The sequence below is a fragment of the Mycobacterium sp. BMJ-28 genome (assembly GCF_054404835.1).
In genome coordinates this window covers 2,297,097-2,318,421 of the sequence record NZ_CM136783.1, presented here as the reverse complement: position 1 = coordinate 2,318,421, position 21,325 = coordinate 2,297,097, and the positions used below count along the sequence as shown (strand labels likewise).

The 21,325-nt window shown below is 69.0% G+C and carries 18 protein-coding genes; 6 read left to right on the top strand and 12 right to left on the bottom strand.

The window, feature by feature from the left end; all coding sequences use genetic code 11:
- Positions 1-86 precede the first annotated feature (86 nt).
- The 7 genes from ACXPWS_RS11400 to ACXPWS_RS11370 are packed head-to-tail and all read right to left on the bottom strand — an operon-like array spanning position 87 to position 7,174.
- A complete protein-coding gene (locus tag ACXPWS_RS11400; protein WP_458712533.1) occupies positions 87-1,457 on the bottom strand; it encodes a metallopeptidase TldD-related protein in 1,371 nt (456 codons plus the stop codon).
- Positions 1,454-2,971, bottom strand: coding sequence for a TldD/PmbA family protein (locus tag ACXPWS_RS11395; RefSeq protein WP_458712532.1), 1,518 nt, complete (start codon positions 2,969-2,971; stop codon positions 1,454-1,456). Before ACXPWS_RS11395 ends, ACXPWS_RS11400 begins: the two co-directional genes overlap by 4 nt.
- A 34-nt stretch (positions 2,972-3,005) precedes the next feature.
- Complete coding sequence (locus ACXPWS_RS11390; protein ID WP_458712531.1) at positions 3,006-3,794, bottom strand: ABC transporter permease; 789 nt, start codon at positions 3,792-3,794, stop codon at positions 3,006-3,008.
- Positions 3,791-4,942: an ABC transporter substrate-binding protein gene (locus ACXPWS_RS11385; protein ID WP_458712530.1), complete on the bottom strand. Its 1,152-nt coding sequence runs from the start codon at positions 4,940-4,942 to the stop codon at positions 3,791-3,793. The genes ACXPWS_RS11390 and ACXPWS_RS11385 overlap by 4 nt, the downstream gene beginning before the upstream one ends.
- Positions 4,939-5,652 carry an ABC transporter ATP-binding protein gene (locus ACXPWS_RS11380; RefSeq protein ID WP_458712529.1) on the bottom strand — a complete coding sequence of 238 codons (714 nt, stop codon included), beginning with the start codon at positions 5,650-5,652 and terminating at the stop codon, positions 4,939-4,941. Before ACXPWS_RS11380 ends, ACXPWS_RS11385 begins: the two co-directional genes overlap by 4 nt.
- The gene (locus ACXPWS_RS11375) at positions 5,628-6,647 is read right to left on the bottom strand and encodes an acyl-CoA dehydrogenase family protein (RefSeq protein ID WP_458712528.1); all 1,020 of its coding nucleotides are present in this window, start codon (positions 6,645-6,647) and stop codon (positions 5,628-5,630) included. Before ACXPWS_RS11375 ends, ACXPWS_RS11380 begins: the two co-directional genes overlap by 25 nt.
- Positions 6,644-7,174 carry a DUF4242 domain-containing protein gene (locus tag ACXPWS_RS11370; RefSeq protein WP_458712527.1) on the bottom strand — a complete coding sequence of 177 codons (531 nt, stop codon included), beginning with the start codon at positions 7,172-7,174 and terminating at the stop codon, positions 6,644-6,646. The genes ACXPWS_RS11375 and ACXPWS_RS11370 overlap by 4 nt, the downstream gene beginning before the upstream one ends.
- Before the next feature lie 93 nt (positions 7,175-7,267).
- Here ACXPWS_RS11370 and ACXPWS_RS11365 point away from each other — a divergent pair, with 93 nt between their 5' ends.
- From ACXPWS_RS11365 to ACXPWS_RS11350, 4 genes are read left to right on the top strand one after another with little or no spacing between them, the layout of a single operon-like run.
- On the top strand, positions 7,268-7,867 hold the full coding sequence (locus tag ACXPWS_RS11365; RefSeq protein ID WP_458712526.1) for a TetR/AcrR family transcriptional regulator: 600 nt from the start codon (positions 7,268-7,270) through the stop codon (positions 7,865-7,867).
- Complete coding sequence (locus ACXPWS_RS11360; protein ID WP_458712525.1) at positions 7,867-8,736, top strand: carbohydrate ABC transporter permease; 870 nt, start codon at positions 7,867-7,869, stop codon at positions 8,734-8,736. The genes ACXPWS_RS11365 and ACXPWS_RS11360 overlap by 1 nt, the downstream gene beginning before the upstream one ends.
- Positions 8,723-9,535, top strand: a complete 813-nt coding sequence (locus ACXPWS_RS11355) for a carbohydrate ABC transporter permease (RefSeq protein ID WP_458712524.1) — start codon at positions 8,723-8,725, stop codon at positions 9,533-9,535. The genes ACXPWS_RS11360 and ACXPWS_RS11355 overlap by 14 nt, the downstream gene beginning before the upstream one ends.
- Positions 9,532-10,842, top strand: coding sequence for an ABC transporter substrate-binding protein (locus ACXPWS_RS11350; RefSeq protein WP_458712523.1), 1,311 nt, complete (start codon positions 9,532-9,534; stop codon positions 10,840-10,842). The genes ACXPWS_RS11355 and ACXPWS_RS11350 overlap by 4 nt, the downstream gene beginning before the upstream one ends.
- Positions 10,843-10,850: 8 nt before the next feature.
- On the opposite strand, the gene ACXPWS_RS11345 is transcribed toward ACXPWS_RS11350, so the two are convergent.
- Positions 10,851-11,672, bottom strand: a complete 822-nt coding sequence (locus tag ACXPWS_RS11345; RefSeq protein ID WP_458712522.1) for a CbiQ family ECF transporter T component — start codon at positions 11,670-11,672, stop codon at positions 10,851-10,853.
- On the bottom strand, positions 11,669-13,699 hold the full coding sequence (locus ACXPWS_RS11340) for a DUF2232 domain-containing protein (protein WP_458712521.1): 2,031 nt from the start codon (positions 13,697-13,699) through the stop codon (positions 11,669-11,671). The genes ACXPWS_RS11345 and ACXPWS_RS11340 overlap by 4 nt, the downstream gene beginning before the upstream one ends.
- A gap of 106 nt (positions 13,700-13,805) precedes the next feature.
- Here ACXPWS_RS11340 and ACXPWS_RS11335 point away from each other — a divergent pair, with 106 nt between their 5' ends.
- Positions 13,806-14,249, top strand: coding sequence for a MarR family winged helix-turn-helix transcriptional regulator (locus tag ACXPWS_RS11335; protein WP_458712520.1), 444 nt, complete (start codon positions 13,806-13,808; stop codon positions 14,247-14,249).
- Positions 14,250-14,317: 68 nt separating this feature from the next.
- Here ACXPWS_RS11335 and ACXPWS_RS11330 read toward each other — a convergent pair whose 3' ends face one another.
- Positions 14,318-15,400 (bottom strand): esterase-like activity of phytase family protein, encoded by a 1,083-nt coding sequence (locus tag ACXPWS_RS11330; RefSeq protein WP_458712519.1) that lies wholly within the window; start codon positions 15,398-15,400, stop codon positions 14,318-14,320.
- A gap of 19 nt (positions 15,401-15,419) precedes the next feature.
- Positions 15,420-16,130, bottom strand: a complete 711-nt coding sequence (locus ACXPWS_RS11325) for a VIT1/CCC1 transporter family protein (RefSeq protein WP_458712518.1) — start codon at positions 16,128-16,130, stop codon at positions 15,420-15,422.
- Between the two features lie 100 nt (positions 16,131-16,230).
- Here ACXPWS_RS11325 and ACXPWS_RS11320 point away from each other — a divergent pair, with 100 nt between their 5' ends.
- Positions 16,231-18,201, top strand: a complete 1,971-nt coding sequence (locus tag ACXPWS_RS11320) for an acyl-CoA dehydrogenase family protein (protein WP_458712517.1) — start codon at positions 16,231-16,233, stop codon at positions 18,199-18,201.
- 1 nt (position 18,202) lies between these two features.
- On the opposite strand, the gene ACXPWS_RS11315 is transcribed toward ACXPWS_RS11320, so the two are convergent.
- Positions 18,203-21,253 (bottom strand): MMPL family transporter, encoded by a 3,051-nt coding sequence (locus tag ACXPWS_RS11315; protein WP_458712516.1) that lies wholly within the window; start codon positions 21,251-21,253, stop codon positions 18,203-18,205.
- Between the last annotated feature and the right edge of the window lie 72 nt (positions 21,254-21,325).

The window sequence follows — 21,325 nt, the reverse complement described above, 5'->3', positions numbered from 1 at the left end:
AGAACAGGTCCGCGAAAAGCTCTACCACGCCGGGCTTTTGGGACTCCACGCCGGCGTCGGTGACCAGGCCGCCGCCGTCCAGCGGCTTACTGCGCCTGACTCACCGACGACATGTGAAAGTCCGGGATCCGCAGGGCCGGCATCGTCGCCCGGGTGGCCCAATCGCCCCATTCGCGTGGCAGCGTCGGCTCACTGACGCCGGCCTCGGTGGCCCGGCGCAACAGGTCCAGCGGGCTCTCGTTGAACCGGAAGTTGTTCACGGCGGCGCGCACCTCACCGTCCTCGATCAGGTACACGCCGTCGCGGGTGAGACCGGTCAGCAGCAGTACCGCGGGGTCCACCGTGCGGATGTACCACAGCGTGGTCAACAGCAGGCCGCGCTCGGTGGCAGCGATCATGTCCGCCAGCGATGCCGTGCCACCCGTCATCAACAGGTTGCCGGCCGGAACAGCGACCGGGACACCGAATTCCGCGGCGGCCGAGCGCGGATAGGCCAGCTCGTTGATGACCCCGTCGCGCAGCCAGTCCACCCTGCCGATGTCCAGACCGTTGTCGAAGACCGAAGCGCGCTCCGAGGAACTCGGCACCGCCACGAATGGCTGGCATTCCTGCCCGGTCGCCAGCGGATCGGAGTACAGCGTCAGCGGAAGGTCGGTGAGCTTCTCCCCCACCCGCGTTCCCCCGGGTGCCGACAATGCGGTCCGGCCCTCCTGCGCGCCGCGACCGTCCATGCTCCAGCCGAGGTAGATCAGCATGTCGGCCACCGTGGACGGCGGCATCAAAGTCTCGTACCGACCGGCAGGCAACTCCACCGTGCGCGCCGCCCAGCCCAGCCGCAGCGAAAGCTCCTCCAGCAGTGCGTCGGTCGGCACGTCGGCGTAGTCGGCAGTACCCACACCGGCCCAGGCGCTGGCACCGTCGCGCTTGGCGTTGATCTCCACCGAACCGGTCGGCTGGGTGTAGCGCCGGCGCAACCCACCCGACGTCGCGACGAACGTCGTCTCCAGCACATGCCGCGCATACCCGTACAACGTGTCGGCGCCACCGAAGCCACGCACCAAACTCGTTGCCACATCGGCGAACACGTCGGCACCGGTGGCCGGCACTCCCGAATCCCAGTCCGCGGGCACACCGTCGGCCGGCAGTGCGGGCGCGGCATCGCTGGCCGCAGGCGCCGAGGCGGCCGCATCCTGGGAAGCCGCCACCAGTCCGGCAACCGCGGACGGATCCACCTCGGCGGAGGTCACCGAGCCGACGTGGGCGTCGTCACCGCGGCGCACCACGGAGATCACCGTGGTGGTCCGGGCGCGCGACTCGCCATTGGTGGTCATCGAATTTCCGGCCCACCGCAGTGAAGCATCGGACCGGTCGGTCACGATGACGGTGGTCTCGTCGACCTTGCCCCGCCGCGCCGCCTCGGCCAGCACCGCATCGATGACCTGCTGCGGGCTGATCATGCCCGGCCCCCTTCTGCTTGGGTGTTCAGCACATTCACACCGCGGAACAACGCCGACGGACACCCGTGGCTGACCGCGGCCACCTGACCGGGCTGGGCCTTACCGCAGTTGAACGCCCCGCCCAGACGCCAGGTGGACGGCCCACCGACGGCCTCCATCGATCCCCAGAAGTCGGTGGTGGTGGCCTGGTAGGCGACATCGCGCAGCTGGCCGTCCAGCCGCCCATCGGTGATCTTGAAAAACCGCTGCCCGGTGAACTGAAAGTTGTAGCGCTGCATGTCGATCGACCACGATTTGTCGCCGACGATGTAGATCCCGTCCTGCACCCGGGCGATCAGATCCTCGGTACTCAGATCCTCGGCGCCGGGTTGCAACGACACGTTGGCCATCCGCTGGATCGGCACATGATGCGGCGAATCCGCATAGGAACAGCCGTTGGAGCGGGCCATGCCCAGCCGGGGCGCGAACACCCGGTCCAGCTGGTAGCCCACGAAGACTCCGTCGCGCACCAGATCCCAGCTCTGGGTGCGCACGCCCTCGTCGTCGAAACCGATGGTGGCCAAGCCGTGTTCGACGGTACGGTCGGCGGTCACGTTCAGCACCGGCGAGCCGTATTTCATGGTGCCCAGTTTGTCCGGGGTGGCGAACGAGGTGCCCGCGTACGCGGCCTCATAGCCGATGGCACGGTCGTATTCGGTGGCGTGCCCAATCGATTCGTGAATGGTCAGCCACAGGTTGGACGGATCGATGACCAGATCCGTCGGTCCGGCGATCACGCTGGGCGCCTTCAGTTTCTCGGCCAGCAACGACGGCAGCTCGGCGAGTTCGGCGGTCCAGTTCCACACGCTGTCGTCGGTGACGGCCTCCCAGCCGCGCGCCGTCGGCGGCGCCAGTGTCCGCATCGTCTCGAACATCCCTGCCGCGGAGTCCACGGTGATGGCTTCCAGCTGCGGCTGCACCCGCACCCGCTGCTGAGTGGTCGAGGTGCCGAAGCTGTCGGCGTAGAAACTCTGCTCCTTGACCGCCTGCAGGTGCGCAGACACGTGGTGCACCCCGTCCGCCGCCAGGAGCCGCTGCGAGTAGTCGGCCAGCCGCGCGATCTTGTCCGCACCGGGCACCGTGAACGGGTCGACCGCGTAGTCGGACACCCACTGCACGTCGTCGTAGACCGGCTCGTCAGCGAGCTCGATACGTTCGGCGTTCAGCGGCGCGAGGGTGGTGGCGACCCGCACCGCCCGGCGCGCGGTGTCGGCCGCGGTCGCGGGATCCAGCTCGGCGTGTGAGGCGAAACCCCACGTCCCGTCCACGATGACCCGTACCGCAAGCCCAACGTCCCGGGTCACCACCGAAGATTCCAGCTCACCGTCGCGCAGTGCGATCTCCTCGGTGGTGATGCGATGGATGCGCAGGTCGGCGTACCCGGCACCGGCGGCGCGGGCGGCCGACAGGGCGGCCTCGGCCAGCGCGTGCCGGGGCAACGCCAGGAAATCAGGGTCGACGCTTCGAGCGGTCACGGTTTCCTACCGTAGCGAAGCCGGCCACCGAATTTCAGTTGCGGCGCACCGGGCCGAGCAGCCAGCGCGCGACGGTGTCGAGTGCGTAGCCGAGCAAGCCGATCACCAGGATCACCGCGACCACCTGGTCGTAGGCCAGCTGGTCGCGGGCGTTGAGGATCTGATAGCCCAGCCCCGATCGCACGCCGAGCATCTCGGCGGGCACCAGAACGATCCACGCCACACCGAGCGCCAGCCGGATCCCGGTCTGCACGTGGGACCGGATCGCCGGCAGGACCACCGCGACCAGCAGCTCGGTTCGGGTGGCGTGGAAGGAGCGCGCCACATTGAGCAGCCCGGAGTCCACGGCACGTACCCCGGCCGCGGTGTTCAGCAGCACCGGCCACACCGCGGCGACGGCGATGAGGAAGATCACCGGCTGGTTACCGATGCCGAACACGGCCAGCGCAATGGGTGTCCAGGACAACGGGGAGATCATCCGCAGGAAGGCGATGATCGGCCCGCCCGCGCGCTCGGCGACCCCGGACAACCCGATCAGCAAGCCCAGCGGTGTCCCGATCACGGCGGCCACGGCCAGCCCGATCACCAACCGCCACAGGCTCACTCCCAGATCGCCGAGCAGCACACCCCGCTCGATCAGGCCGGCAAGGGCAGGCAGCACCCGTTGCGGCGCCGTCTGGCGCAGCAGCGAACCGGGTCCGCTGAGCACCGTGGTTGCCAGCCACCACAGCGCGATGGTGACGACGATGGCGACGACCGGCGGGGCCAGCCGGCCGGACCACACCGAAACACGTTGGGCAGGAGACGAAGTGGTCAATGTCATATCGGTTGCACCTGTTCGGTTCGGGTGAGCTCGGCGGCCTGACCGAAGGCACCCGGTCCGCCGTGGGCGGTCAGTGCCTGCCGGATGAACCGGTCCTCGACGAGATCGGTGTGCACGGCGGCCGGGTCGAGCCGGTCCAGGAACCGGCGGTCACCGTCGACGACGGTGTCGTGCATGGCCTCGGCGAGCCGGCGGGTGAAGCTCGGATACGGAAACGGCTGAAAGCCCAGGCGCTGGGGCTGCCACTCCGGATGTGCCAGCGGGTACGGCGGTTTCGGATAGGTCAGCGCCAATGCGATGGCCGGCGTCGGCTGCGGCAGGTACTTGCCTGCCGTCAGTGCGGTAGCGGCGGCAGCCCGGTCGGCGTCGATCCGCAACTGCGCGCCGACCACGGCATCGGCCACCGACTGGACGGCCTGCGGCCGGCCGGCGATCACGTCATCCCGGGTGACCAGTGCGCAGCAGGCGTGATCACGCCACACGTCACCGAGGAAGGTGTGGATGTGGCCGATCTTCTTGATCTGTGCCATCGCGTTGAACGGGTCGGCCACCACGTAGCCACCCAGCGTGCCGTTGGCCAGGGCCGGCACCATGTCCGAGGGACTCATGACGATCAGCTCCACGGTCCGGTCGGTCCGGGAAGCGCTGCGCCGCAATACCGGTCGCAAGCCGTGCGCCCGAAGCAGTTGCTGCAGGACGATGTTGTGAATGGACCACCAGAACGGGATGGCCACCTGGGTGCCGGCCAGCTCGCCGATATCCCGGACGTGCGGAGCGACCGTCAGCGCCGATCCGTTGGTGTGATTCCAACCCAGCACCCGCACCCCGGCGCCGAGCGTGTAACGCAGCTGCACGGCCATCGGCATGAGCAGGTGCACGATGTCGACCTGGCGGGTGATGAATGCCTCCGCCAGCGCGGCCCAACTGCGGAACAGCACCGGCCGGCCGGTGTCCATCAGGCCGGCACTGTGCGCGACCAGCAGTGGCGCCGCGTCGGTGATGGGCAGGTAACCCACCCGCAGCGGCCCGGTGCCGCCCGCCGGGGAGGTCACGGCGCTGCGCGCCAGCCCGCCGATCCCGAACACCCCGCCCGCAGCGGTCAGTCCGGCCGCTCCCACCAGCAGGGAGCGCCGCGTCAGCACCGTCACCGCAGTTCCACCGCGTCGGTGCGGTACCGATCGAGAATCTCACTGCGGGTGGGCGCGACATCGCTGTCCACGGTCCAGTCCGCACGGATCCGTCCCGCATCGAGCAGCACGATGCGCTGCGCCAACGCCAGCGCCTCATCGACGTCGTGGGTGACCAGCACCACGGTGGAGCGCAATGTGCGCGTCACATCGCGTAGCCAGCCGACCAGATCGGCACGCGTCGCCGGGTCCAGTGCACTGAACGGCTCGTCGAGGAGCAGCAGCTGCGGCCGGGTCGCGGCCGCCCGCAGGATGGCCACCCGCTGAGCCTGTCCCCCCGACAGTTGGTCGGGGTACCGGTCGGCCAGATGGTCCAGGCCGAACCGGGTGAGTAGCTCGGCGGCGTGATCGGCATCGAATCCGGCTCGCTGCGCCGCGAATCGGCGGGCGAAGGCGACGTTGCCCGACACCGTCAACCACGGCATCAGCAGCGGCTGCTGGAAGACCACTCCGGTGCGCGGGCGGGTGCCGTCACCGGACCAGGTCAGGGTGCCCGCGCTCAACGTCTCCAGGCGGGCGCAGATCCGCAACAAGGTGGACTTGCCGCTGCCGCTGCGGCCCAGCACCGCCAGGAATTCGCCGGTGGAGATCGGCAGGTCGATATCGGCCAGGGCGGTGGCGGCGCCGAAATGCTTGGTGCCGTTCGTTATTCGTAGCGTGTGAGTTCCCACCGCAGTTGTCCTTCCGATGGTGATTGCACGGGCAGGAAGGCGGCTTCCCGGAATCTGCGATTGGCGGCGCTGCCCAGGGTGTATCCGGCGCCGCCGGTGAGGGCGAGTTCCAGCCGGGTGGCGTCGACGGCCAGCGCCGCGGCGTCCAGCCGCAGCCGGATGAGTTCGGCCGCCGACGCGGCGGCCGGGGACGCCGCCCACCGGTACAGACGTTCCCGGACATCACCCGCGCGCCGACCTGCATCGTCGAGCTCCGCGCCGAACCGGGCCAGCGGGCCGATGTGGGCCGATGTCGCACCGGTGAGCGCGGCACCGGTGACCCCGACGCAGAACGCGGTCTGCAGCAACAGGAACGCGGGACGGATACCGCCCACGAACGAGGCGAGATCGGTTGCCAGCACCCGGTGCCGGGGCACCCGGACTCGGTCCAGGCGCAGCGACGTCGAGCCCGTCGCGCCCAGTGCGGTCAATGCCGGTGCCGGGTTGACCGTCACTCCGTCGGCGCCGGCGTCGACCGCCACCACGACGGTGTGGTTGCCGATGCGGGCCGGCAGCACGATGAGCGCACCGGCAAAGACGTTGGAAGCCCACCGGATCGGACCGCTGATGAGCAGATCGGCACCGTCGGACTCGGCGGTGACGGGCACCGGTCCGAGCCCTGCCACCTGCTTGAGCCCGGAGGCCATTGCGGTGACACCGGCCCGCTGCGCCGCGGCCAGGGTGCTGAGCTGCTCGCCGAAATCGCGTTCCGACGCGCGCAGATACCGGATGGTCATGTGCTGGGCCCACGTCGAGAAACCCACCGCCAGGCTGTGCGCCGAGACCTCGTCGATCACCCGCACCATGGCCGGCAGGTCCAGATCCAGCAGTCCGGCGCGGCCGAGTTCGGCGAGGTCGATGCGGACGTCGCTGCGTTGCTCGTCGAGATCGGCGGCGCGAGCGGCGATTCCCGCACTCACCCGGCCCAGTTCGGATCCGGCGAGCGCCACGGTCATCGGATCTGTCCGTCCAGTCCGTACAGCCGATCGATCGGGGTGCTGACCGCGTCGCGCGCCCGGCGCACCGCGGCTTCGTCGGGGGCGTCGTAGAAGCACAGGCACTTGTCCATGTCCTCGCGAACGTAGGTGCGCAGGAACTGCACCTCGGGCACGTCGGCATAGCGCGGTGCGTTGGCCTTCTTGCGGGCCAGGTAGGAATCCATGTCCAGGTCGGCCGGCAGATCCCACTCGACCAGGTAGCCGGCCTGCGGCCGAACGGCCTTCACCTCGGCCAGATCGGCGCCGACCAGCCGGACCTGGTGCGGGCCGGCGACGGTCGCCGCGGCCAGCTGCGCGCCGTCCAGGGCGGCGGGATCGGCGGAGAACTCGGCGATGGCGAAGATGCGCCGACTCTGCGCGGTGACCTGCGCTTCGATCAATTCGCCTCCCCCGCGCGCGATCTCGGTATCGAGCGCCTTGAGCAGCTGCCCCACGGCGGCGGTGTCGTCGGCATCTGAGGTGATTTCGTACAGGTACAGGGTCACGGGGCGTCCTCGGCATCGCGGGAAGGGAACAGCACCGACGCTGTCATAGACAGACAGGTCTGTCTATGTAGGCGTTCGGGTTAGGCTGACGCCATGAGCACGATTCGGGCAGCCTCCACACCGGCCCGCACAGCGCCGGGCGGCGCCGTCGGGCCGGCGCAGCGACTGCTCGATACGGCCGCCGAACTGTTCGCCAAGCAGGGCATTCGCGCCGTGGGCATCGACCAGATCCTGCGCGAGGCCGGTGTGGCAAAGGCCAGCCTGTACAGCAGCTACGGCTCCAAGGACGCCCTGGTGATCGCCTACCTGACCGATTTGGATCACGCTGATCGCAACCGCTGGGCCAGGGCCGTCGCCGCCGTCGACGACCCGGTGCGTCGCATCCTGACCTTCTTCGAACTGGCCTCCGGCGCGGCCACCCGGCGCGATTTCCGTGGCTGCCTGTACGCCAACGCCGCCACCGAATACCCCGGCGTCGAACTGGAACCGGTGCGCGCACACCGTGAATGGTTGCGCGCCACCCTGGCCGCCCTGCTGGAGCAGGCCGGGGTCACCCGGTCGGCCGCCGTGGCCCGGCGGATCCAGTTGCTCTACGACGGTGCGCTGCTGGGCTCCAAACTCGAGCGGTCGACCGAACCGATCAGCGCCGCGCGCGCTCTCACCCGGGAGCTGATCGAGGCGGCCATCGATTGATGCGAAGGCCGCCACGCGCCGCCGTGCTGGGCTACGCCCTGGTGGCACCCAGCCTGTTCGGCGTAGTCACCTTCCTGCTACTGCCGATGCTGGTGGTGGCCTGGCTGACGTTGTACCGCTGGGATCTGCTCGGACCCATCCGCTTTGCCGGACTGGATAATTGGCATTCGGTGCTGACCGACCCGACCTTCGGGACCTCGTTGTTGGTGACGGTGGCGTTCATCGCGATGGTGGTGCCGGTGCAGACCGTGCTGGGCCTGGCGGCCGGCGCGATGCTGGCACGCGGACTGCCCGGCACCGGCTTCCTGCGGACCCTGTATGTGCTGCCGTGGATCTGCTCGCCGCTTGCGATCGCCGTGCTGTGGCGCTGGATCCTGTCCCCCACCGACGGCGCGCTGAGCACCGCCACCGGTCGCCACATCGAATGGCTGACCGACCCGGGTCTGGCCCTGCCGGTGGTCTCGGCGGTGACGGTGTGGACCAACGTCGGCTACGTGTCGTTGTTCTTCCTGGCCGGCAACCTGGCGATTCCGCGTGACGTGCACGACGCGGCCCGCACCGATGGCGCCACCGACTGGCAGCGGTTCCGGCACATCACCCTGCCGATGCTGCGGCCCACGCTCTATTTCGTGTCGGTGACGGGTGTGGTGAGCGCGGCCCAGGTGTTCGACACCGTGTACGCGCTGACCGGTGGCGGACCGCAGGGTCGCACCGACCTTGTCGCGCACCGTATCTACGCCGAGGCGTTCGGCGCCGCCAGCGTGGGACGGGCCGCGGTGATGGCCGCCATCCTGTTCGTCCTGCTGGTCGGCCTCACCGTGGCCCAGCACCTGTACTTCCGCCGCCGGGTCAGCTATGACCTCACGTAACGCACTGATCTACCTGGGCCTGACGGCGGGGGCGGTGATCACCCTGACACCGTTCCTGCTGGGGCTCATGACATCGTTCACCTCGGCACAGCAGTTCAACACCGGTACCCCGCTGTCCGTGCCGGCCCCACCGACGTTGGCCAACTACGCCACCCTCGGTGATGCCGGGTTCGGTCGTGCGCTGGTGGTCACCGCGCTGGTGACCGCGACCGTATTGCTGGGACAGCTGACCTTCTCGGTGCTGGCCGCATACGCATTCGCGCGGCTGGACTTCCGGGGCCGCGACGCGCTGTTCTGGTTGTATCTGGCCACCCTGATGGTGCCCGGCACCGTCACCGTCGTCCCGCTGTATCTGATGATGGCCGAAGCCGGGCTGCGCAATACGTTCTGGGCACTGGTGCTGCCGTTCCTGTTCGGTTCGCCGTACGCGATCTTCCTGCTGCGCGAGCACTTCCGCGCCATCCCCGCCGACCTGATCCACGCCGCGCGGCTGGACGGCGCGAACACTCTCGATGTCCTGGTGCACGTGGTGGTGCCGGCCAGCAAGCCGATCCTGGCGACGCTGGCGATGATCACCGTCGTATCGCAGTGGAACAACTTCATGTGGCCGTTGGTGATCACCAGCGGGCCGCGCTGGCAGGTGCTGACGGTCGCGACGGCGGGCCTGCAGTCCCGCTTCGACGCGCAGTGGACGGTGGTGATGGCCGCGACGACGGTGGCGATCGTGCCGCTGCTCGTGCTGTTCGTCGTGCTGGGCCGGCACCTGATCCGCTCCATCGTGGTGACGGGGCTCAAATGAGGACACGGTTCTCCACCCGGGTGGCCGTCGGCCTTGCCGTCGCCGGTGCACTGCTGCTCGTCGCGGCACTGCTGCTGGGCCGCGCCCCGGACTCCGGAAAGACCGTCGTCACCATGCGGCTCTGGGACGAGCAAGCCGCCGCGGCCTACCGGCAGTCGTTCGCCGAATTCGGCCGCGCCCATCCCGATATCGAGGTGCGGGTCAACGTCGTGGCCTACGCGAACTACTTCGACACGTTGCGCACCGATGTCGCCGGCGGTGGTGCCGACGACATCTTCTGGATGTCCAACGCGTACCTGGCCGGCTACGCCGACAACGGCCGGCTGCTGCCGGCGGACGCGTCTCCCGACTGGGATCCGTCCGTCGTCGCGCAGTTCACCCGCAACGGAACGCTCTGGGCGGTACCGCAACTGACCGACGCGGGCATCGCGCTGTACTACAACGCCGACCTGCTGCGGGCCGCCGGCGTGGACCCGGCCGACCTGGGCGACCTGCGCTGGTCTCCCGGCCACGATGACACCCTGCGCCCGCTGCTGGCCCGGCTCACCGTCGACGAGAACGGGAAGCATCCCGGTGCCGCGGCATTCGATCCGCAACGGATCCGGCAGTGGGGCTACAACGCCGCCAACGACATGCAGGGCATCTACCTCAACTACATCGGGTCGGCCGGCGGAAACTTCGCCGACGGTGACCGATTCAGCTTTGCCAACGAGCAGGCGGCCGACGCGTTCCACTACCTGGTCGGTTTGATCAATTCCGACCACGTCGCACCGTCGGCGGCCGACACCAATGGCAACGGTGACTTCTCCCGCAATCAGTTCCTCGGCGGCCGGATGGCCCTTTTCCAGTCCGGGACCTACAACTTGGCCGCCATCGCCAAGCAGGCGACGTTCCGGTGGGGTGTCGCGATGCTGCCCAGCGGGCCGGCCGGACGGGTCAGCGTCACCAACGGCATTGCGGCCGCAGCCAACTCGGCCACCCGGCATCCGGAGGCGGTCCGCCAGGTGCTGGCCTGGATGGGTGGCCGGGCGGGCAACGCCTTCTTGGGTGCCGACGGGGCGGCGATCCCGGCCGTGCCGGCCGCCCAGCCGGTGTACTTCGCGTACTGGCGCCGCCAGGGGGTCGATGTCACGCCGTTCTTCTCGGTGCTGCGCGGCCCGCAGATCCCCGCTCCCGGCGGTGCCGGGTTCGCCGCCGGCTATCAGGCGCTGCGGCCCTACTTCGACGAGATGTTCCTGGGGCGCCTCGCCGTACCGGCGGCGCTGGCACAGGCCCAGCACGCCGCGAACGCCGCCGCGTCGCGGTGATTTCGGCGCTAGCTGGTGGCCAGGAAGGTGCAGGCCTCCAGATAACCGGCCACCCCGCACACCGTCGCGATCGTCGCCAACGCGACATAGTCGGCCGCGCGCGGCCGCGACGGATACGCCGAGATCTGGCCCGCCCCACCGCGCGCGGTGATGGCATCGCCCATCTCGTCGGCGCGGCGCAGGGCCACCGTCACGGCGGTGGCCAGTAGGTCGACCAGTTCGGCCGCCAGTTGTTTGCGCCGGGCCCGGCGCGACTGCGGCCGCTCCCGTGGCCGCAGCCGGCGGGCGGCGTACAGCACGCTGAATTCGTCCATCAGCATGGGGAATGCGCGCAACGCCAGCGCCAGGGTCACGGCCCAGTCGTCGATCGGCAGCCGGAAAACGCGCAACGGCCGGCCGAGCGTCGACACGGCCGGGGCGATCTCGGCGACGTTGGTGGTCCACGACACCAGCGCGCCCAGACCCAGCAGCACCAGCGCCACCGCCGAGATTCGCAGAAAGTTCAGCAGCCCACCCAGGCCGAATTCCGTTCCGGCGACGGTCACCAACGGCGAGCCCGCGGCGAACGACGCGGTCACCCCACCGAACGCGACGATCAGCCATAACCAGCTCGGGATGGAGGGCAGCGCACCGCGTGGGATGCGGGCCAGCGCCGCGGTGACCAGGACCACGACGGCGACGAAGCCGATCGGCAGCCACCCCGGGTAGAACGTCAACAGCACCCCGAGCGCGGCGACGGCGATGAGTTTTGTTCCGGCCCACAGCCGGTGGATGGCCGAGTCCCCGGGGACCGGCCGCAGCAGCACGACGGGCCGGCGCGGCGCGCTCACGCGACACCACCGGCGGCACTCGAGGTGGCCGGCACCAGTTGGCCGTCGCGCAGATGCAGCGTGCGTGGACAAAGCTCTTCGAGGCCGTCGAAGTCATGCGAGATCACCACGACGGTGAGACCGTCCCGGCGCAGCTGCTCCAACAGGCGCAACAGGCCGCGGGAGCTGGCGGCATCCAGTCCGGCCAGTGGCTCATCGAGGATGATGGCCCGCGGCGACCGGGCCAGCAGGCCGGCCAGCACCACGCGGCGCATCTGCCCGCCGGAGAGCTGGTCGATACGGCGGGAGGCAAGGGCGGCCTCCAACCCGACGGTGGCCAGCGCGGCCACCACCCGGGTGTGGTCGCGCGCGGAAAAACCGGCGGCCGAGGCGATCTCGCGGTCCACCCGGCTGCGCATCAGCTGCAGCCGAGCCGCCTGGAAGGACAGCGCGACCGCACCGACCTGATCGGACACCGGACGACCGTCGAGCAGGCAGCTGCCGAAGGTGGGCAGCGTCAACCCGGCCATGATCCAGGCCAACGTCGACTTGCCCGACCCGTTGAGCCCGTGGATCAGCACCCCGTCGCCCTCGTTCACCACCAGGTCGATATTGTCCAGTGCGCTTGTCTCCCATGGAGTTCCGGCGGCATACCGATGCCCGACCCCGCGTAGTTCCAGCACCGGGGTGTCGCTGCGGGCGGCGGTCCGGCCGGCAGGCACCGTCGCCGCTTGCACCATTTCCGATCCACCGGCCAGGTTGACGGCGCGGTCGGCGGCCTCGGCTTCCTCGTTGTAGTGGGTGATGTGCACCAGGGACATCCGGTGGTGGCCGGTCAGCCCGGACAGCACCGACATCAGGCCGTCGCGGCCACGCTGGTCGACCATGCTGGTGATCTCGTCGGCGATCATCAGTGCGGGTTCGCGGGCCAGGGCAGCGGCCACCGCCAGCCGCTGTAATTCACCGCCGGACAGCCCACCGGTGTCGCGTTCGGCCAGACCGTCCAGGCCGACCTCGGCGAGCAGCTTGGGCACGTCGATCGCGGTGCCGACCGGCAGCCCCCACACCACGTCGTCGGCGACGCGGGTGCCCAGCACCTGACTCTCGGGGTGCTGCATGATCACCGCGGTACCACCCGGCGCACCGAGCCCGACGGCACCCGGACGCTCGACCGTCCCGGCGGTCGGCTCCCGGCCGGCGAGCACCAGCATGAGGGTGGTCTTGCCCGATCCGTTGGCCCCGGTGATCGCGACGTGTTCGCCCATCTGCACGGTCAGCGACACCGGGCCCAGCGCATCGCGTTCGGTGTCCGGATAGCGGAACACCACATCGCGCAGCCGCAACGGCACCGGGGCGACGGAGCCGGCCTCGGCCGAGGCCGGTACGTCGAGCTTGTGCACGTCGGGGACGCCGGCCAGCCGGGTGAGCACCCGGGACAGCGCCCACCAACCGATCAGGCTGACCGTCATGATCGTGAACACCCCGTAGGCGCCGATGAGCAGGGGCCAGAACCGTAGCGCGGTGGCGAACAGCTCGGTGAGCCGCGGTGCGATGTCCTCCATGCCGGGGATGTGGCCGAGGATCCTGGCGCTGCCCTCCACGTTGGCGGTCATCGCGTCGAACACCAGCTGCCGCAGTCGCGACGCGACGGCCAGCGCGCCGACCACAAACACGGCGAACACAGCGCCGGCGATCACCGACACCAGCATGGCGGTGGTCAGGCCGCGCCCGCGCCGTTTCACCGCGCCGGTCAGTCCACCGATGTAGGCGCAGTTCAGCACGGTCATCAGCCCGCCCATCCCGGCGATCAGGAAGGCGATGGTGGCACCGGCGACCGCCGCGGCGATCAGCACCTTCATCCGGTATCGGTAGGCGAGCAGTCCCATCGGCACGGTGCCGAGCACGGACAGCCCGGCCGCGAACGGGACGACGACGGCGATGATGGCGATGGCCGCGCACAGGGCCGCCATCACAGCGGCCTGGGCGAGCTCGTTCGGCTGCAACGATCCGGCCCGCCGTGGGATGGAGGTGGGGCCGGTAGCGGGCATTTCACGATTCTGCCAGGCGCAACGATTAAGTCGCCGCGCTGCACTGTGACGGTCCGCACGGCACGTCGGTGCAATCTACATAGTGATTCTATGTAACCATGGGGACATGACCACGACGACCGCGCTGGGCGCCGACCTGCTCTCGGTGGTGGCCCGGCTGAACCGGCTGGCCAATCAGCGGGTCCGCATCCAGCTGCCCTTCGCCCAGGCGCGGCTGCTCTCGACGATCGAGGATCAGGGCACCGCCCGGATCTCGGACCTGGCCGCCCTGGACCACTGTTCGCAGCCGACGATGACCACCCAGGTGCGCCGCCTGGAAGACGCCGGCATGGTGTCCAGGATCGCCGACCCGGTGGATGCCCGGGCGGTGCTGATCAGCATCACCGACGAGGGCAGGGACGCCCTGGCGCGGGTCCGCCTGGACCGGGCCGCGGCAATCGATCCGTATCTGGAACGTCTCGACGACGACGCGCGCGCCACCCTGACCGGTGCCGTCGCCGTCCTGCGCGACCTGCTCGATGTCGCGCGCCAATCCCCCACACACGAATAGGGATCGACGCCGAGGAGGACGCCCTCCAGGAGGCCGAAGCGCTCACCGTCGGTTCGGACAGCTGAGCCTCACCACGCGAACGCGAGCAACTGGGTCACCTGATCGGGTGAGAAGTTGTCGTCGGTCACCATCACCACCGATTGCCTGCCGTCGGACAGCTTGGGGCCCAGCGTGATTCCCTCGACGTTGTCCACCGAGTGCACCGTCGCCGAGAGGTCGGCCACCAACGTCTTGTGCATGGGAACCGCGTTCGCCGAGGACGGCCGGCCCAGGATGTCGTCGGCGCCGGCGATACTCGCCCGGAAAACCCGCACCGAGGTCCTGGTGCCGTGGCCGCGCTCGACGACCAGGAAATCGCCGCCGTCCAGCGCCACCAGGTCGGAGAGCCCGTTGCCGCCGCCGTCGCCGGAACTGACCGCGTCCAGCGGATAGGCGTACTGCGCCGCCGGTTGCCGGGTTTCGGGATCCAGCCGGGTGATCCGGGTCAGCGCGCCCTGCTCGGCCGACGGCAGCGGACCGTCGTTGAAACCGGGCGCCTCCATCCCGGCCCACAACGACTGTCCGTCCGGTGCCAGCGTCAGCCCCTCCAGGGCCTGGTTCTTCCGGGGTCCGGCGTCGCCGGTGGACATGTGCAACTCCGGCGGCAGCGCGAACTGGCCGCGGAACGAGCCATCGAGCCCGGCCGTGCGGACCCACGGATCCAGCAGCACCGGTGCGGTGTCCGGTTTGACGATCCGCTCACCCTCGCTGGACCAGTACAGCTGCCGGCGGCGGGGGTCGAAGGCGATGCCCTCCGGATCGGGTGGCACCGCGGTGGCCGACCGCGGCGCGAACGGCCTGCCGTCGGTGTCGAGCAGCGAGGTCGCCGCGCGCAGGTCGACACGGGCCAGGTTGCCGTCCGACAGCGCGATGCTCATGGTGTAGAACCGGGCCGGGTTCCGCTCGGACCTGTCGTCGCTGATCACGTAGTACTGGTCGCGGCCGGCATCGTAGGTGATGCCGGACAGCCCGCCGACGGTGGTGTCGGCGAACAGCAGGCCGTGCGCCAGTTCGACCTTGCCCAGGAACGCCAGCTGCGAGGTCGGTGCCGGCGCGGCGGAACATCCCGCCGATACCAGCATCGTCATCAGCAGCACGGCCGGTAGCTTCACACCGAACAGGTAACCACAGCTAACTGATAGCAACCCCGATGAGGGAGCCCACGATATAGGTGGCGCCGATCGCGATGGCCCCAAACGTCAACTGGCGCAACGACCCGAACCACACCGGCTGCTTCGTGACGAACGCCGCCAACCCACCCGCGATCAGCAGGCCCACCCCGCCGCAGGCCAGTCCCAGCGCGAGCGACCCGAACCCGAGCAGGTACGGGATCAACGGGATGATCGCGCCGACCGCGAACATCACGAACGACGACGCGGCCGCCACCCGGGGAGACGGTTTCTCCGACGGGTCGACACCGAGCTCCTGGATGAGGTGGAAGTTGATGGCCTTGGTCTCGTCGCCGTGCAGTTCGTCGGTGGCACGCTCCGCGGTGTCCCGACTGAGCCCCATGTTCTCGAACATCCCGACCAGTTCGGCCTTCTCCGCGTGCGGGTTCAGCTCGAAGGACCGGCGCTCGACCTTGACCTCGGAGTCGATCTGCTCATTGGCCGTGGTCACCGACGTGTACTCGCCCAGGGCCATCGAGAACGCCCCGGCCAGCAGCCCGGCCACGCCCGAGAGCACGACGGCCTGCGCGCTGGCTCCGGCCGCGACGCCTGCGATCAGCGCCGTGTTGCTGACCAAACCGTCCATCGCACCGAACGTTGCCGCGCGCAGCCAGCCGCCGCTGACGTCGGAATGCGTGTGATCGCTGTTGTGGGGTAATTCCACCTCGGCCATGGCTGTCATTGAACGCTGCGAATGTGACCCCGGCGAAATCAGGTAAACCTGCGTTGCCAGAGTCACGTTTGCAGACCGCGTCCACGGGTTAAGTTCGGGTATGACCACCACTGCCGAACACCTGCGCAACACCCTCGACGGTCGCTGGCGCGACGTGAAGAACGCCGTACGCAGCGAGCTGTCCGGCGAGGTCTTCCGGCCGCACTACACACCCAACACCGTCATCGCGCGCACCAAGGTCGCCGAGCAGATGAACATCATGGCGGCCGCGGGCGCCGCCGAGGACGGCTTCCGCAAGGAGCACGGCGGCACCGGTGACGTCGGGGCCGCCGTCACCCGGATCGAGATGCTGGCGATGAGTGACCTGTCGCTGATGGTCAAGGCCGGTGTGCAGTGGGGCCTGTTCGGCGGGGCGATCGAGAATCTGGGCACCGAGCGCCATCACAAGGCCTACGTCCGCAAGATCATCAACCTGGATCTGGTCGGTTGCTTCGCGATGACCGAGACCGGCCACGGCAGCGACGTGCAGGCCCTGGAGACCACAGCCACCTACGACCCCGCCACCCAGGAGTTCGTCATCGACTCCCCCACCCGGACAGCGCGCAAGGACTACATCGGCGGCGCGGCGCAAACCGCCCGAGTGGCTGCGGTTTTCGCGCAGCTGATCACCCAGGGTGAGGGCCACGGCGTGCACTGCTTCGTGGTGCCGCTGCGCGATGAGCAGGGCAACGACCTGCCCGGCATCACCACCTCGGACTGTCACTACAAGGGTGGCCTGCCCGGCGTGGACAACGGCCGCATCCAGTTCGACCACGTCCGCATCCCCCGGGAGAACCTGCTCAACAAGTACGCCGACGTCGCCGAGGACGGCACCTACTCCTCGCCCATCGAGAACCCCGGCCGGCGCTTCTTCACCATGCTGGGCACCCTGATCCGGGGCCGGGTCACCGTCGGTGGCAGCGCGGCCGCCGCGGGCCGGGTGGCGCTGGATATCGCGACCCGGTATGCGTTGCAACGCAAGCAGTTCAGCGCTCCCGATGCCGACGACGAAGTGCTCATCATGGACTATCTGGTGCATCAACGCCGGCTGTTCCCACTGATCGCGCGGTCCTATGCGCTGCAGTTCGCCCAGAACGAGCTGGTCGCCAAGCTGCACGAGATCCAGTCCTCGGACTTCCCGGACGCCGAGGAGCAGCGCGAGGTGGAGGCCCGCGCCGCCGGCCTGAAGGCCGCCAACACCTGGCATGCCAGCCGCGCGATCCAGGAGGCGCGGGAAGCCTGCGGCGGTGCGGGCTACCTGGCCGAGAACCGGCTGATCGCACTACGCGGTGACATCGACGTGTTCACCACGTTCGAGGGTGACAATCACGTGCTGACCCAGCTGGTGGCCAAGGAGCTGCTGACCGCCTACGCCGACGACATCAAAGGCATGAGCCCGGTGGAGTGGGTGCGCTTCGCGGCGAACTTCGCCGGCGAGCGGGTGATGAAACGCACTGCGGCCGAGACGATCATGCAGACCATCCTGGACACCCGGCAGGACAACGAGGAGGAGGGCAGCCTCTTCAACCGCGGCACCCAGGTCAAGATGTTCGAGGACCGGGAGGAGTACATCCTGTCCACCGTCGCACGCCGGTTGCAGGGCAAGGCCAAGGAGATGAGCGCATTCGAGGCGTTCAACTCGGTCCAGGATCACGTGCTGCACGCCGCGATCGCCCATATCGACCGGGTCGTACTGGAGGCCTTCGTGGCCGGCGTCGACTCCTGCGAAGACGAGGACGCCCGCGAGATCCTGAACCTGGTCTGCGACCTGTACGCGCTGAGCATCATCGAGGACGACAAGGCCTGGTTCGTCGAGCACCGGTTCCTGTCCACCGAACGCGCCAAAGCAGTCACCCGGGCCATCAACGACCGCTGCCGCAAGCTGCGGCCGCACGCCGAACTCCTGGTGGACGGCTTCGGGATTCCCGAGCAGCTGCGGTACGCCGAAATGCTGCATCCCGAACACATCCCGGACGCCGATGAGCATGAGGAGAAGGACGCCATCAGCTCCGGCACCATCGAGCCGAAGTAGGTCAGCCGCGCCGGGGCCTACTCGGCCACCAGATTCGGTCGCCGATCAGTGACATGGCGGCCGGCACCAGGACGGTGCGCACCAGGGTGATGTCGATGAGCAGACCGACCCCGACGGTGAACCCGATCTGCAACAGGTTGATCACCCGGCCGCTCATCAGGGCGAACATGGTGAGCGCGAAGACGATTCCGGCGGTGGTGATCACGCTGCCGGTGCTGCCGAAGCCGCGCATGATGCCGCGGATCATGCCGTCCGCGGACTCCTCCCGGATGCGTGCGGCGAACAGCATGCTGTAGTCGGCGCCGACGGCGATCAGCGCCATGAACGACACCGGGAACACCGACCAGTCGACGTCCACCCCGATGAGGTGCTGCCACACCAGTACGCTGATCCCGGACGCGGCGCCGAACGACAACACGACGACGGCCACCATGAACACCGGTGCGGCGACGCTGCGCAACAACACCATCAGCACCAGCAGCACGCCGAGGACCGCGACGACACCGTATACGGCGAAGTCCCGCCACACCTGGTCACGCATGTCCGCCGACAGCGAGGCAAGTCCGGTGGTGCCGAAATGTGCACTCTGCAGCGATGTTCCGTGCGCGGCCTCGGTCGCGGCGGGCGCCAGCTCGCGACTGGCGTTCAGCGCGCCGTCGCTGTACGGGTTGATCCGCCACACCACCAGCATCCGTGCGGTCTTGCCGTCGGGAGCGAACAGCAGCTTCTGTCCATCCTGGAACGCCTTGTCGGACAACCCTTGTGCGGGCAGGTAGAAGCCGGCACCGGCCCCCGTCGAGGTGTGCGCGGACAGTGCCGCCAGATAGTCCGAGGCCTGGGTGAGTCCGTCGGTGAGCTGCCCGGTGAGCCCGACCACCTGGTCGACGCCGCCCTTGACCTGGTTCAGCCCGGCCGCGAGCCGGCTGATGCCGTCGTCGAGGCGGTCCGCGCCGCGCACCAATTCGGCGAGCTGGGCGTTGGCGGCCGCCGGCGAACCGCCGGGCAGCATGGCCGCCAGCGTCTGCAGCCGGGCCAGCGCGTTCTTGATGCCGGGTTGGGCGGCCCGCACCTTGTCGACCGTCAACTGTGGCACGGCGGACATGATCTGCACCTGGCGCAACGTGCGGGTGACGGCTCCGTCGGAGACCGCATCCAGGTCGGCCAGGCTGCTTCGGGCTCGCATGCACACCGGATTGACCAGGCAGTCCGGTCCGGGCTGCGGCGTCAGCGCCGAACCCAGTGCCGAACTGACCACCCGGCCGCCGTCGGCGATCTGGGCGTTGTCCGACATCGCCTGCAGGCCCATGTCCAGCAGGCCCACCGAGGCGTTCAGATCGGCGAGCGCCGCGGGTAGATCGACCCGGCCGTCGGTGACGGTGTGCAGCGCGGTACTGGCCTCCTGATATCCGCCGAGCACCTGATGCGCCAGCGCGGTCACCGACTTGATCCCCGAAACCAGTTGGGGCAGTTGCGCGTCGGCAGCGGTCGCTCCGTCGCGCAGGGTGGTGGTGCCGGCGGCCAGCCGCTGCAGATCGGGGGCGGCCGTGCCGATCCGGTCCCTGGCGTCGCCGAGCCGGCCGGCGACGATCCCGGCCTGATAGCCGACGGTGGTCTGTTCCAGCTGGCTGCCCGAGGGCCTGGTCATGGAGCGGACGTAGGCCACCTCCGGCATCCCGGCAATGCGCCCGGCGACCCGGTCCAGCGCGGCCAGATCGTTGGTGTTGCGCATATCGTGGTCCCCCGAGACGATCAGGTACTCCGGCGCCACCTCGTTGACACCCCAATGGGCGTAAGCCTTTTCGTAGCCCACGGCGCTCTGGGTGCGGTCCAGCTGCATGGCGTTCTCATCGAAATTCACCCGGAAGGTCAGCAGCACCGACGCGGCCGCCAGCAGCAGCACCAGCGATGCGGCGGACAGCGCACCCGAACGCCGGATCATCGTCGTGCCGATCCGCCGCCACCGCCGTTCATTGAGCCGGCGCGGCTCGGCGAAACCGCGGCGGCCCAGAATCGACAGCAGCGCGTACGGCAGCGTCATGGAAATGGCCAGGGCGAGCACGATCGCGATCGCGATCGGCGGACCCGCGGCCCGGAACATGCCGAGCTGCGTGAACGCCATCGCGGTGGCCGCCGCGGCGATGGTGAGCATCGAGGCGATGAGAATCCCGGACACCTTCTGCCCGGCGCCGCCGAGCGCGTCGGGCACGGACAAACCGCCGCGCCTGCCCTCGTGGTAGCCGGCCAGGATGAAGATTGCGTAGTCGGTCGCCGCACCGAGCAGCATCGCCGTCATCAGCGCAATGGTGAAGTTGGAGACCGTCAGCACGCCGTGTGCGCCCAGCAGGGACACCACCGGACGGGCCACGCCGAGCCCCACCCCGATGGTCAGCAGCGGGATCAGTGCGGTGACCGGCGAGCGGTACACCGCGAGCAGCACCAGAGTGATCAGCAACACCGAGACACCGGTGATGATCAGCAGCGAGAAATCCATCGCGCTGAACAGGTCGGCCAGCGTGGGCGAGGGCCCGGTGTAGTACATCTGCAGCCCCGCGGGCTTGGCCAGCGCGTCGATGGTCTTGCGGATGTTGACGGTGTTGGCGTGGGCCTTGGTCGACCCGACGTCGCCGGTGGCGGCGACCACCAGATTGATCGCCTTGCCGTCCGGGCTCAGCGCGATGCTGCGCAGGGTGTCGATGCTGTAGCTGTCCAGCACATAGGCCACGTCATCGGTATCGGCGCGTAGCGCGGCCACCAGGTCGTGATACGCCCGCTCGTCGGGAGCGCCGATACCGTTCTCGTTCACCAGCAGCACGCTGCCGATGGCGGACGAGGACGGTACCCCGAATTCGTGCGACATGTGCCGAAGTGTTTGCGCTGCTTCGATATTGCTCGGTATGAACGGGGCCGAATGCTCGGCGACGGTGCGTTCCAGCTGCGGAATGGCCAGGTTCAGCGCACCGACCAGCACCACCCAGAAGCCGATGACGAACCACGCGTAGCGCGCGCAGAATCGGCTGAACCGGCCGAACAACCTGCTGTCCCCATGAGCCACTACATCCCCCTACGCCCCTTAGACCAAATGGTCTACACGTGGCGTGAGACGTTAGTAGACTGACTGGTACAC

Excerpts from the sequence above, each read along its gene's own strand:
- ACXPWS_RS11400 (WP_458712533.1), bottom strand. The coding sequence starts at position 1,457 with ATGATCAGCCCGCAGCAGGTCATCGATGCGGTGCTGGCCGAGGCGGCG.
- ACXPWS_RS11390 (WP_458712531.1), bottom strand. The coding sequence starts at position 3,794 with ATGACATTGACCACTTCGTCTCCTGCCCAACGTGTTTCGGTGTGGTCC.
- ACXPWS_RS11375 (WP_458712528.1), bottom strand. The coding sequence starts at position 6,647 with ATGACCGTGGCGCTCGCCGGATCCGAACTGGGCCGGGTGAGTGCGGGA.
- ACXPWS_RS11365 (WP_458712526.1), top strand. The coding sequence starts at position 7,268 with ATGAGCACGATTCGGGCAGCCTCCACACCGGCCCGCACAGCGCCGGGC.
- ACXPWS_RS11360 (WP_458712525.1), top strand. The coding sequence starts at position 7,867 with ATGCGAAGGCCGCCACGCGCCGCCGTGCTGGGCTACGCCCTGGTGGCA.
- ACXPWS_RS11355 (WP_458712524.1), top strand. The coding sequence starts at position 8,723 with ATGACCTCACGTAACGCACTGATCTACCTGGGCCTGACGGCGGGGGCG.
- ACXPWS_RS11350 (WP_458712523.1), top strand. The coding sequence starts at position 9,532 with ATGAGGACACGGTTCTCCACCCGGGTGGCCGTCGGCCTTGCCGTCGCC.
- ACXPWS_RS11340 (WP_458712521.1), bottom strand. The coding sequence starts at position 13,699 with ATGCCCGCTACCGGCCCCACCTCCATCCCACGGCGGGCCGGATCGTTG.
- ACXPWS_RS11335 (WP_458712520.1), top strand. The coding sequence starts at position 13,806 with ATGACCACGACGACCGCGCTGGGCGCCGACCTGCTCTCGGTGGTGGCC.
- ACXPWS_RS11325 (WP_458712518.1), bottom strand. The coding sequence starts at position 16,130 with ATGGCCGAGGTGGAATTACCCCACAACAGCGATCACACGCATTCCGAC.
- ACXPWS_RS11320 (WP_458712517.1), top strand. The coding sequence starts at position 16,231 with ATGACCACCACTGCCGAACACCTGCGCAACACCCTCGACGGTCGCTGG.